The sequence below is a fragment of the Pseudomonas sp. 300 genome (assembly GCF_055803035.1).
Genome location: NZ_JAVLRV010000002.1, coordinates 2,491,182 through 2,503,342, shown reverse-complemented (window position 1 = coordinate 2,503,342; position 12,161 = coordinate 2,491,182). Strand labels below are relative to the sequence as shown.

The 12,161-nt window shown below is 56.4% G+C and carries 12 protein-coding genes; 8 read left to right on the top strand and 4 right to left on the bottom strand.

The features are described 5' to 3' along the window. Positions 1-31: 31 nt before the first annotated feature. Positions 32-1,492 carry a D-alanyl-D-alanine carboxypeptidase/D-alanyl-D-alanine endopeptidase gene (gene dacB, locus Q7W83_RS17790; RefSeq protein WP_150634697.1) on the bottom strand — a complete coding sequence of 487 codons (1,461 nt, stop codon included), beginning with the start codon at positions 1,490-1,492 and terminating at the stop codon, positions 32-34. Between the two features lie 234 nt (positions 1,493-1,726). Here dacB and Q7W83_RS17785 point away from each other — a divergent pair, with 234 nt between their 5' ends. After that, complete coding sequence (locus Q7W83_RS17785) at positions 1,727-2,071, top strand: YggL family protein (RefSeq protein ID WP_150634698.1); 345 nt, start codon at positions 1,727-1,729, stop codon at positions 2,069-2,071. A gap of 260 nt (positions 2,072-2,331) precedes the next feature. Further along, positions 2,332-3,021: a 7-cyano-7-deazaguanine synthase QueC gene (queC, locus tag Q7W83_RS17780; RefSeq protein ID WP_150653042.1), complete on the top strand. Its 690-nt coding sequence runs from the start codon at positions 2,332-2,334 to the stop codon at positions 3,019-3,021. 51 nt (positions 3,022-3,072) lie between these two features. Here the strand turns inward: queC and Q7W83_RS17775 are convergent, their stop codons facing one another. Beyond that, the gene (locus Q7W83_RS17775) at positions 3,073-3,951 is read right to left on the bottom strand and encodes a queuosine precursor transporter (RefSeq protein ID WP_150634260.1); all 879 of its coding nucleotides are present in this window, start codon (positions 3,949-3,951) and stop codon (positions 3,073-3,075) included. Beyond that, a complete protein-coding gene (locus Q7W83_RS17770) occupies positions 3,935-4,540 on the bottom strand; it encodes a helix-turn-helix domain-containing protein (protein ID WP_150634262.1) in 606 nt (201 codons plus the stop codon). The genes Q7W83_RS17775 and Q7W83_RS17770 overlap by 17 nt, the downstream gene beginning before the upstream one ends. 383 nt (positions 4,541-4,923) lie before the next feature. On the opposite strand from Q7W83_RS17770, the gene Q7W83_RS17765 reads away from it, so the two are divergent. The 5 genes from Q7W83_RS17765 to Q7W83_RS17745 all read left to right on the top strand — a co-directional run bounded on the left by Q7W83_RS17765 (position 4,924) and on the right by Q7W83_RS17745 (position 9,732). Next, positions 4,924-5,307, top strand: a complete 384-nt coding sequence (locus tag Q7W83_RS17765; protein WP_150634261.1) for a DUF6124 family protein — start codon at positions 4,924-4,926, stop codon at positions 5,305-5,307. Between the two features lie 38 nt (positions 5,308-5,345). Continuing rightward, a complete protein-coding gene (locus Q7W83_RS17760) occupies positions 5,346-5,600 on the top strand; it encodes a hypothetical protein (RefSeq protein WP_150653043.1) in 255 nt (84 codons plus the stop codon). An 83-nt stretch (positions 5,601-5,683) separates the two neighbouring features. Then, positions 5,684-6,184, top strand: a complete 501-nt coding sequence (locus tag Q7W83_RS17755; protein WP_473656415.1) for a sigma-70 family RNA polymerase sigma factor — start codon at positions 5,684-5,686, stop codon at positions 6,182-6,184. 40 nt (positions 6,185-6,224) lie between these two features. Continuing rightward, positions 6,225-7,208: a FecR family protein gene (locus Q7W83_RS17750; RefSeq protein WP_150637885.1), complete on the top strand. Its 984-nt coding sequence runs from the start codon at positions 6,225-6,227 to the stop codon at positions 7,206-7,208. 97 nt (positions 7,209-7,305) lie between these two features. Further along, positions 7,306-9,732, top strand: coding sequence for a TonB-dependent siderophore receptor (locus Q7W83_RS17745; protein ID WP_150634256.1), 2,427 nt, complete (start codon positions 7,306-7,308; stop codon positions 9,730-9,732). Positions 9,733-9,774: 42 nt separating this feature from the next. Here the strand turns inward: Q7W83_RS17745 and Q7W83_RS17740 are convergent, their stop codons facing one another. Continuing rightward, the gene (locus Q7W83_RS17740) at positions 9,775-10,926 is read right to left on the bottom strand and encodes an MFS transporter (RefSeq protein ID WP_473656414.1); all 1,152 of its coding nucleotides are present in this window, start codon (positions 10,924-10,926) and stop codon (positions 9,775-9,777) included. A 165-nt stretch (positions 10,927-11,091) separates the two neighbouring features. Here Q7W83_RS17740 and Q7W83_RS17735 point away from each other — a divergent pair, with 165 nt between their 5' ends. After that, positions 11,092-12,084: a diaminopimelate epimerase gene (locus Q7W83_RS17735; RefSeq protein ID WP_473656413.1), complete on the top strand. Its 993-nt coding sequence runs from the start codon at positions 11,092-11,094 to the stop codon at positions 12,082-12,084. Positions 12,085-12,161: the final 77 nt, after the last annotated feature.

Genomic DNA, 12,161 nt, shown 5'->3' with positions numbered 1-12,161 from the left:
CAGGCTAGCTCCCACATTTGATTTGCGGTGTTTACAACACCGAAGCCGTGTCAGGCAGTTTCGGCTGGCGATACAAATCCAGCAGCACCTGATCCAGCACCGACGACGCGCCGAACGGGGCCTTGTCGTTGAGGATCGCCACCACCGCCCAGGTGTTGCCGTTGACGTCGCGACTGAAGCCGGAAATAGCGCGCACGGTGTTCAGGGTGCCGGTCTTGACGTGGGCTTCACCGCGCATCGCGGTGGTCTTCAAGCGTTTGCGCATGGTGCCGTCGGTGCCGGCAATCGGCATCGAACTGATGAACTCGGCAGAGTACGGACTGCGCCATGCGGCTTGCAGCATCGCCGCCATTTCACGGGCGCTGACACGTTCTGCGCGGGACAGGCCGGAGCCGTTTTCCATCACAAGGTGTGGCGCGGTAATGCCTTTCTTCGCCAGCCACTGACGCACCACGCGCTGGGCTGCTTTGGCATCGTCGGCGTCGGCGTCGGTGCGGAATTTCTGGCCAAGGCTCAGGAACAGCTGCTGCGCCATGGTGTTGTTACTGTACTTGTTGATGTCGCGGATGATTTCCGCCAGGTCTGGCGAGAAGGCGCGAGCCAGGACCTTGGCGTCTTTCGGCGTAGGTGCCAGAACATCCTTGCCCTGAATGCTGCCGCCCAGTTCCTTCCAGATCGCCCGGACTGCGCCTGCGGTATAGGTCGCGTGGTCGAGCAGCGACAGGTAAGTCTGCGAGCTGCAGCCTTCACCCAACTGTCCGCCGACGGTCACGGTGACGCTGCCATCGGCCTGGGTCACCGGGTTGTAACGCACGCCACCGGCGCACTGCTTGGAGTTGACGGCTTTGACCTGGTTTTCGATGCGGATGCTGGCAATTGGCGGCTCCACCGAGATCAGCACCCGGCCACTGTCGTTGCGCGCGACGAAGCGCAGGGCCTTGAGGTTGACCAGCAGCGAATCGGGTTTGACCAGGAACGGTTTGTTTTCGTCATTACCGTCATCGTTGAACTCCGGCAGTTGCGGTTGCACGAAGAAATTGCGGTCCAGCACCAGGTCTCCGGTGACTTGCGTCACGCCGTTGGCCCGCAGGTCGCGCATCAGCAACCAGAGTTTTTCCATGTTCAGCTTCGGATCGCCGCCGCCCTTGAGGTAGAGGTTGCCGTTGAGAATGCCGCCGTTGAGGGTGCCGTCGGTATAGAACTCGGTTTTCCATTGATGGTTCGGGCCGAGCATTTCCAGGGCCGCATAGGTGGTCACCAGTTTCATGGTCGAGGCCGGGTTGACCGAGACGTCAGCGTTGAAAATGGTCGGGGTGCCAGGGCCGTTGAGCGGAATCATCACCAGCGACAGGGCATTGTCCTGCAGCTTGCTGGCCTTGAGGGCTTTTTCGACGTTGGGCGACAGCCCGGTATTGATGGTGGCAGCGGAAACGGGGAGGGCCAGGGGGAGAAGAAGACTGGCCAGCAACAATGGACGCAAAGATTTGATCATCTGAAATAAAACCCTACAGCCGAGGGGGGAAAAGACGAGGGCATGAAGATAATTTCCCTCAGTGGTCATGAACGTGTCGGCATTATGCCCCAAGGTGTAGCGGCTTGTGCCGTGCCCGAGTCACCTAATCCGCTATTTTTTTACCGACGGTAACTCGTTGCACCCAGAGAATCGGGCAATTGGCGGCTTAAACTGCTAAAGTGCCGCCCGTTATTACTTATGAGGATTGTTCCAATGGCGACTAACCGTTCCCAGCGTCTGCGCAAAAAACTGTGCGTCGATGAATTTCAAGAGCTGGGTTTCGAGCTGAACCTGGATTTCAAAGAAGATTTGGCTGATGAAGCCATTGATGCTTTCCTCGACGCGTTCCTGAAAGAAGCCATGGAAGCCAACGGTCTGGGCTATGTTGGCGGCGACGACTTCGGTCTGGTTTGCCTGCAGAAACGTGGCTCGGTGTCCGAAGAGCAGCGTGCTGCTGTTGAAGCCTGGCTCAAAGGCCGCAGCGAACTGACTGAAGTCACCGTCAGCCCGTTGCTGGACGTCTGGTACCCGGAAAAGCCGATCAATCCGGTAGCTTGATGTCATGAAAAACGGCGACCCAAGGGTCGCCGTTTTTTTATGCCTGTCAGAAAGCCATCGCCGGACCGCTGGCTGTGTGCCTGAATCTACTTTTCCTCACTGGTCCACCCAGCTGCCCTGCGGGTAATCCAGCAAAGAAACGACACGAACGGAAACAGGAGACAGTCTTTTCGGACGCTTCCCACAGCCAGGTTTTGAGCTTCCCGGTAGGGTCAACGGCCCCCGGCACTTTGCCGGGTTACCCCAAGGAAGAACGAACCATGACCAGAAAGGCCGTTATCGTTTTCAGCGGTGGACAAGACTCAACCACCTGCTTGATCCATGCACTGCCGATGTACGATGAAATTCATTGCCTTACGTTTGATTACGGCCAGCGGCATCGTGCGGAAATCGAAGTGGCGCAACAGCTTTCGAAACAACTTGGCGTGAAGGTGCACAAAGTATTGGACACTTCATTGCTGAATGAATTGGCCGTTAGCAGCTTGACGCGTGACAACATTCCTATTGCGCGGAGTACCGGAGCCGGGGTGCCGGATACATTCGTACCGGGCAGGAATATTCTGTTTTTAACTCTGGCTTCAATTTATGCCTATCAAGTGGGCGCCGAGGCTGTTATTACAGGTGTCTGTGAAACAGAGAGCTCTGGTTATCCTGATTGTGGTGATGAGTTTGTCAAAGTGTTGAACAGCGCCATCCACTTGGGTATGGACTATAGATTGCGGATAGAAACTCCGCTTATGAGGTTGAATAAAGCTGAGACTTGGGCTTTGGCTGATTACCATAATCGGCTGGATTTGGTTCGCTATCACACATTGACTTGCTATAACGGTATAACGGGAAGTGGGTGTGCCGACTGTGATGCATGTGCTCTTCGTGGGAAAGGGTTGAGTGAGTTTCTGGAAAACGAAGCGCAGGTCAGGAGCAGTTTAAAAATAAAACTAGGGCTCTAAAAAAATCAACGGCTGAGGGAGTTGGCCGATAGTGCCAACTCCCTCCAGATCTTATGCGGGTTGACCTGCAGCTATATATCTTTTAAATAGTGATCTTGCTCCGTAAGCAGGTAAAATATTGAAAAATGCGAAGCACATTTTTATAGTTATTTGAATATAGATGATATGAAGTATGTCGCTATTTTTCATGGTTCCATAAAATGCTATAAAGCAAAACAGAAAGCTATCTATTATTACTGCAAAAAAAGTACTGAAGAACACTCGTATAAATAAAAATCTGGAGTTTGTTAGTTTTTTTATCCTGCACAATAAATAAGAGTTGATGTATTCAGAGAAAAGGAAGGATATGCAGGAGGCTATCAATACAGATGACACATGTGCAATCACCTCGCTGTAGGGTTTGTCGAGACTCCATCCGGCTAAACCGGGAAGATAGCTGGTTCCACTTAGTAATATGATGATAAATGCGTTGCTTGCGAAAGCAAACAGTATGGCTCGTCTTGCGAGTTTGAGGCCGTAAGACTCATTTAGTATGTCAACTACTAAAAACGTCAGTGGGTACAGAAAAACGCCAGGAGTAACGGTTATGTCAAATAGTTCTATATATACAAGTTTTGTCGCTGCAACATTTGTGAAGATGTAAAGTGCGAAAAGCAGCAGGTTAAGGGCAACATATGTCATCCACGACCTTTCGTGGCGATCATTCATTTCGTAGGTAGTTAGGGCAGTGCCGCCAGAATAATATTTTCGATAAATGTCCTTTATTTCTACCTTGTTCAGATTGTCTATTATTTCGCTTTTTAATATTTCGCCTAACCTGACTTTTATGATTTTTCCTGTGGAGATAATCATTATGATGACAAGGTTTTTGTTTTTTTCAAATCCTAATAATTTGTATTTGCTGTTTTCGAGTTCAATCCTGTTTTCCATTAAACCTTTCCTCTAAAATATCTCCAATAATATAAGTGGTGTCAGAGTCGAAGTGGTTGTCGATGGCTATGGTCAGCCTGTTTGTTACCTTGTTGTATCCTAATTTGTCTGCGCTGCCATTTGATAAGCCCCTTTTGACTATCAAAAGATCCCCCGCCTCGTTCATTTCACTGATTTCATTCTCGAGAAACACGCCTATTAAATTACAGTCCGGTCCGAAGTAATATGTCAGTGGATGCGTGATAGTCAGTTCGCCAATTCTTTTGTCAAGACTCTGCATCAGCAAGCTCTCTCTAATAATTGGGACGGCTGCAGGATTCATATTTCCATCCGGAGAGGCGCTGCTCTCTATAATTTCTTTTTCTTCAAAATCTACCGTCTCTATTTCCTTGTATGAGACGCCAAAGAAATCCGATATTTTCCGAATGGTAGATTGTTGTACATGGACAACCCGTCCTTCCAAAATGTTATAGATGGTGGTTCGAGTCAGGCCGCTGGAGTTACACAAGGAGAGCCGCGTTTCACCACGGCTCTTTATCAGGTACTTTATGTTGTTTTTTAGTTTTTCTGTTCTGTCTTTTTTGTGCATTAAAATATCTACCATTTGCCTGTTGTTGCAATATATTGCGTGTGCGTAGGTGGCTCTCATTGAGCGCAGCATCCTACACATCTGAAGCTCGGACAAAAATGATAATTTTGAAAATAATCCAACAGTGGTTGAACGAATTTTCATTGTGCGAGTAGGTGTCGTCACTATGTGTAAGACGTTGCCTACTCTGCTAAAGAATTCTCTTACAGTAACTAGGAAGTGCTCGGGATATGAATCATTTAATTACACAGATGTTCATTAATTTGATTAATAAAATTGAATTTTCTGGTAATAAATCTACCGTTCCCTCATGTATGACCATCAATCAAATATGGTTGAAGGCAAGAGACAGGCACTTTCTAAACTTTGCAAGGAGCTCCGGCGTGAAAAAGTCCAGCCCAACCGCAACCGAATCATCAGGCCTTTCGGCCAGCACCACCGTCCCTTCACCCAAACGTTCCAAACCCACCGAACAACTCGTCAGCGTGCCCCTGCGCACTCACACTCGCCTCGAACCACCCAGCCAATTCTTCGCCGTCGTCCCGGATGTCGACACGGAATCCATGCTCTGCCACGCCTCTGAAACCCTTGCTTCCCTCAGTGTGATGGCCACCGATCTCGCTCGTGAACTGGAAGGCCCGCGTCGCCATGTAATTTTGGCCATTCAGCAACTGTCCGCGCTGGGTGAGTTACTGGTCAATCGAGCACTGGACAACCTGGAACCGCCCCGTGGCTTGTCTGAAGGCGCGTCCAACTGCCCGCGCTGAATATTTACGTTCCTTTTTCCCAATGGAGGTTTTTCGTCATGGATCGATACATGCCTGTCACCGGCATCGACTGCAGCGTCCCGTCATTGCTGATCGACACTGAAGCACCCTTGGACGTGTTGCATGAAACGGCGGCTTATCGCATTCGTACCGCAACGCAATTGCTGGAGAGTTTTGCGTGTGGCGAGGGTATCCACAGTGAATTGGCGCGGGTGTTGGTGACTTCGTTGCGCGATGGCTGTGATTTGCTGGACGTTGTCGGGCGACGATTGCAGGGGCAGGTTTCAGCCTAGAAAACGGGCGCCTGTCAGCGCCCCATTGCTTCCGGTTAATAGGAAGCATTACTATTCACGCCCCGTCTTCACAGCACACCGCAATGACCCCCAAGTTGCCCCGCAGACACGGCTTTTTCGAGCATTACGAAGAGTTGGTTGGCACCTGGACCCGTCGCCTGAGAAATCGTCAGCAGGCCGAGGATCTGGCCCACGACACCTTCGTGCGGGTGCTTGAGTCCGATTCGGCGGCGATCGAACAGCCCCGGGCGTATTTGCACCAGACCGCGCGCAACATCGCGGTGGATGGTTACCGGCGTGAGGATCGGCGGGGCGCCATGGAGTCGGAGGCGATCGATCACAGTGTGTCGTCGTCCGGCGACCCGGAGCATTTCATGCAGGCGATCCAGTTGGCTGACTCCATTGAACGGGCGCTCACCGAGTTGCCGGTCAATTGCCTCAAGGTATTTGTGTGGCAAAAGATCGAAGGCCTGACCCAGGCTGAAATCGCCGAACGCCTGGGTCTGTCCAAGAACATGGTGGAAAAGTATATGATCCGCACCCTGCGGCATCTGCGCGACCGCCTCGACGGTTTGCAATCATGATCGGCCGCGCGCTCCCACCCCCAGCCAAACAGGAACTTCCATGATGGATACTCGTGATTGTGCGTGCGGGCAAACAACGGTTCGCGATGAGGCGGCGCAGTGGTTTGTGCGTTTGCAGGAACCGGCCGTTGACGTCGAAGAGCATCGTCGCTTCGAGGTGTGGCTGAACGAGCATCCTCAGCATCGCGACGAATTTCAATTGCTTCAGGGTCTGTGGACCGCCGCAGAGCTGGTGCCGCGTGCGCGCCTGCAAGCCTTGTGCGAAACCCCGCCGGCGCGCAGCAAACGTCGCCCGCTGGTGCGTTATGCCGTGGCGGCCAGTGTGTTGGCGGTGGCACTCGGCCTGGGGCTGTTCAGCGGTTTGAATCAACCCACGCCTTACACCGCCGAGTTTTCGACGGCCTTGGGCGAACGTCGCCAGGTGGCGTTGCCGGACGGTTCGGTGATCGATCTGAACAGCCGCAGTCGCGTTCAGGTGCGCTATGACAATGGCCGTCGAAGCATTGAGCTGACGGAAGGCGAGGCGATGTTCAGCGTTGCGCACGACAGCGATCGGCCGTTCGTGGTCGAGGCGGGCAGCGGCAAAGTCACGGTCACCGGCACGCGTTTCGATGTGCGTCGCGGTGTCAGCGAAACCCGGGTCGTGGTGGAGCAGGGCACGGTCAAGGTTCAGGGGCGCGAGGCGGCGGACAACGAATTCATCAGTCTCACTGCGGGGCTCGGTACCCGCGTCGATGCCCAAGGCACAGTCGCGGCAGCGTATGCCGTCAACCCCGCAGAACTGACCGCCTGGCGCAGCGGAAAACTGGTGTTCAACAACGCCAGCCTGGCCGAAGTGGCCGAGGAAGTGTCGCGCTATCGGGAGAAACCGCTGACCGTGAGCAACTACAAAGTGGGCAATCTGCGCCTGACCAGCGTGTTCAAATCCGACAACACCGACGCACTGCTCAAGGCCTTGCCGAACATCCTGCCGGTGGCCGTGCGCACCCTCGATGACGGCAGTCAGGAAATAATTTCACAATAAATTCAGGTTTTTTTCGAGTTCATCGTCTTCTAGCCTAACTGCAACTGGTTTGCATTAACAAACGCATACTCTTGCGATCCACAGGGCTAGATTCGACGTGAAAAAAACCACCGCTAAAAACAACAAATTCCTTTGGTTGCCGCTGGGCCTTGCGCTGGCGGTCAACGTTGCGCTGCCCCAGGCCTTTGCCGCCGATGCCATTCACATCCCGGCGCAACCCTTGGGTCAGGCGCTGAGTGAACTGGGCCAACAAACGTCGTTGCAGGTTTTTTTCAGTCCTGACCTGGTCGCCGGTAAACAGGCCCCGGCGGTGGATGGCAACCTCTCGCCGGAACAGGCTCTGCGCCTTTTGCTGCAAGGCAGCGGCCTTGAGTATCAGATCGACGAGGGTTCGGTGACTCTGACGCCAGCGCCGACTTCCGCCACCAATGGCCCTCTGGAACTGGGTGTGACCGACATCAAGGTCGTCGGCGACTGGCTGGGTGACGCCGATGCCGCCGTGGTGCAAAACCACCCCGGCGCCCGCACGGTGATTCGCCGCGAAGCCATGGTCGAGCAAGGCGCGATGAACGTCGGCGATGTGTTGAAGCGCGTACCCGGTGTGCAGGTGCAAGAAGCCAACGGCACTGGCGGCAGCGATATCTCCCTGAACGTTGGCGTGCGTGGCCTGACGTCGCGCCTGTCGCCGCGCTCCACGGTGCTGATCGACGGCGTGCCGGCCGCATTCGCACCGTACGGCCAGCCGCAGCTGTCGATGGCACCGATTTCCTCCGGCAACCTCGACAGCATCGATGTCGTGCGCGGTGCCGGTTCCGTGCGCTACGGGCCGCAGAACGTCGGCGGTGTGATCAACTTCGTGACCCGCGCCATCCCGGAAAAAGCCTCCGCCGAAATCGGCACCACCCTGGAAACCTCCCAGCACGGTGGCTGGAAACACATCGATACGGCATTCGTCGGCGGCACCGCGGACAACGGCATGGGTGTGGCGCTGTTGTACTCGGGCGTGAACGGCAACGGTTACCGCGAGCGCAACAACGGCAACGACATTGATGACGTAATTCTCAAGACCCATTGGGCACCGACCGATGTCGATGATTTCAGCCTCAACCTGCATTACTACGACGCCAGTGCTGACATGCCTGGCGGCCTGACCCAGAAGCAGTACGACGCCGATCCGTTTCAGTCCGACCGTGACAACGACAACTTCAGGGGACGCCGCAAGGACATCTCGTTCAAGTGGGCGCGGCAGATTGATGACCGCACGCAGGCGGAAGTGCTGACCTACTATTCCGACAGCTTCCGGGGCAGCAACATCGCCGCTCGTGATCAGAAGACTATCGGCTCGTTCCCGCGCACCTATTACACCTTCGGTATCGAACCACGAGTGTCCCATGTGTTCGACGTGGGTCCGACCACTCAGGAAGTCAGCGTCGGTTATCGCTACCTCAAGGAAGGCATGCACGAGGAGGCGACCCGTCTGGAGCTGAACAAGAGTAATGAGCCGGTCGTGACCGCAGACTCGGACGGCCATGTCTATCAGGACCGCACCGGCGGCACTGAGGCCAACTCGGTGTATGTCGATAACAAAATCGACGTCGGTAACTGGACCGTTACGCCCGGTATTCGCTTTGAACACATCAGCACCGACTGGCACGATCGCCCCGTACTCGATGCCGAAGGCAAGCGTGTGCCAGAGAAGAATCGCAGCATCGAAAGCAACGAGCCGCTGCCGGCCTTGAGCGTGATGTATCACCTCTCCGATGCCTGGAAACTGTTCGCCAACTACGAGACTTCGTTCGGCAGCCTGCAGTATTTCCAACTCGGCCAGGGCGGTACGGGTGACAGCACCGCCAACGGTCTGGAGCCGGAAAAAGCCAAGACCTATGAGGTCGGCACGCGCTACAACGATGATGTGTGGGGCGGCGAAGTGACGCTGTTCTATATCGACTTCGATAAAGAGTTGCAGTACATCAGCAACGATGCGGGCTGGACCAACCTCGGCGCGACCACGCACCAGGGCGTCGAGGCGTCGGTGCACTACGACATGGCGGCACTGGACTCACGTCTTGACGGCCTGACCGCCAACGCCGGTTTTACCTACACGCGTGCGGTTTATGAAGGCGAGATTCCAGGCTTCAAAGGCCGTGACCTGCCGTTCTATTCGCGCCAGGTTGCGACTGCCGGCTTGCGTTATGACATCGACCGCTGGACCTACAACATCGATGCGTTTGCCCAGTCCAAACAACGTTCGCCAGGCGTTGCCGTGAATGCCAAGGGCAGCTTCACCAACAACTACATCACCGAAGGCACTGCCGACGGTCAGTACGGCGACATTCCCGGTTATGTCACCTGGAACGTGCGTGGGGGTTATGATTTTGGCGCGCAGCTGTCCAACCTGAAAGTCGGCGCCGGGGTGAAAAACATTTTCGACAAGCAGTACTTCACCCGCTCCAGTGACAACAACTCGGGCATGTACGTCGGCGCACCGCGCACGTTCTTTGTGCAGGCCAGCGTCGGGTTCTGATAGAGCGCGGCGCCTTCATCGCGGGCTTGCCCGCGATGCTTTTCAGACTTTCAATACTTTCCCGCCAATGGCCACCGCCACCAGCAACACCGCCATCAACCCAAAGGCAAAACTCAAACTGCTGCCGTGGGCGATGAACCCGATCACCGCCGGCCCCGCCAGAATCCCCGCGTAACCCAGCGTGGTAATCGCTGGCACGGCAACGCTTTCAGGCATGACCGTCTGCTTGCCCACCGCGGTATACAGTACCGGCACGATGTTCGAACAACCCGCGCCCAGCAGTGCATAACCCACCAGCGCCATCTCCCAGTTCGGGGCAAACGTCGCCAGAAACAGGCCCGCTGCGGCCGTCAGGCCACCGAACACGATCACCCGTGTCGCGCCGAGGCGCCGGACGATCTTGTCACCAGTCAACCGGCCGACCGTCATGGTCAGCGCAAACGCCGCATAACCCAACCCTGCATACGCTGTGTCGATCCCGCGCTCCTGCGCGAGGAACACCGCGCTCCAGTCCAGCGCCGCGCCCTCGGCGAGGAACACGATGAAACACATCCCGCCGATGAACAGCACGATGCCGTGGGGAACGGCAAACGCCGGTCCGGAGCTTTCGCTGCCGTAAGGCAACAGGTGCGGCGCGGCTTTGCACAGTGCGATCAGCAGCAGCACGACCACCACCAGCATCGCCCCCAATGGCGAAACCCCGAAGCCGAGCAGGGCACTGACACCCGCCGCGCCGACAATCCCGCCCAGGCTGAACAGCCCGTGGAAACCCGACATCATGGTCTTGCCGCTGGCCCGTTCGACGATCACCGCTTGCAGGTTCACCGTCGAATCTACGGTGCCCAGGCCCGCGCCGAACATGAACAACGCGGCGATCAGCGCTGGAATCGACGACACCGTTGCCAACATCGGCAGCGCCGCACAGATCAACAGCGTCCCACCCACCGCCACCCGCCGGCAGCCGAAACGCGTGGCCAGAATCCCGGCCATCGGCATCGCCAGAATCGAGCCCACCCCCAGGCACAACAACAGCAGGCCGAGGGTCCCTTCATCCAGCCCGGCCCGCGCCTTGGCGTAAGGCACCAGCGGCGCCCACGCGGCAATCCCGAACCCGGCGATGAAAAAAGCCACGCGCGTGGACATTTGTTCCAGGCGTCCGGGCACGAAAGTGGTCTGGGTGTTGAGGTTGGTCATATCGATCCTTGGCAAAAAACGTCGCGTCCCCAAGGGACAGTGACTCACCCATGAGGTTCGATCAGCGTCCGGACGGTGTCGCGGTCAGGCAGGGTGACATCCTTGCACAGCCCGTCACGGTTTCGCGATATGTTGCACGCCTGCGATGGTTATACGGGAGGCGCCATGACGCTGTTCTACGATGCTCGAGGCAATATCTATGCGGTAGTGGCGCCTGACGCGGTGCGTCGCGAAGGGATCGATTTACCGGAACAGGCCGGTCTGGCGGCACAAACCCGCGCGGCATGGGCGATGTCGGCCATCGAGGCGTTCTGCGCTTGGGCGCCGGGCACGCAACCGCCCGGCAGCAAGGATCATCGCTGCGATGGCTTGCTGGTCGGTCCCTTTCAGACGTCGCCGCCGTTTGATCTGTTGATCGTCAACACCGACGGCACATTGGCTGAGCGCAGTGGTAACGGGCTGACGATTTTCTCCCAGGCGCTCAGCGACCAAGGGCTTTTTCCGGAAAACGCGGCGTGTGTGCTCAGGGTTCATCACGACAAGGCTGACGCACCTACACCGGGTGAAACGTCGGTGAGCGCCGCGCAGGTCGAGGACGTGCAAGGTTTCTGGCTGGACCTGGGCAAACCGGCGTTCGGACCGGAGGCGGTCAGTGCTCAAGGGGTTGAAGGGGTGACAATGAACGGTCGCGAACTCAGCCACGTGCAACCCCTGTCGGCACTGGATCCGGCCTGGTCCCGCAGCCAGTTCGTGCGGGTCGGTAATCCGCACTGCGTGACCCTTGTGGAGGATGCGCAGGCACTGCCGGCGAATGAGCAGATGCGCGAAGCGCGATTGTCCGAAGGGTTGACGGCAATTGCCTACGCCATGCCGACCGGTGCAGGGCGGCCGTGTCCGGCGGGGGTCAATTTGCAATGGGCGATGCGCGAGTCACAAGGGCGGATTGCCGCTCGGGTGTTCGAGCGGGGCGAAGGCCCGACGGCGTCGTCCGGCACCAGTGCGAGTGCGGTGGCGTGTGCGGCGGGGCGGGTGGGTTGGGTGGCGGCGGGCGAGGTGAGGGTGGTGATGCCCGGTGGTACGGCACCGATTTTGTTGGAAGAGGAGCAGGGTGAATTGAGTCGGGTCAGCCTGTTTGGTACGGCGCGGTTGATGGGTTGATAGCACAATTGCTATCGCGGTGTAGAAACGGACACATCCTTTACGATTGAAACCGGGGACATCCTTTACGTTTCTGT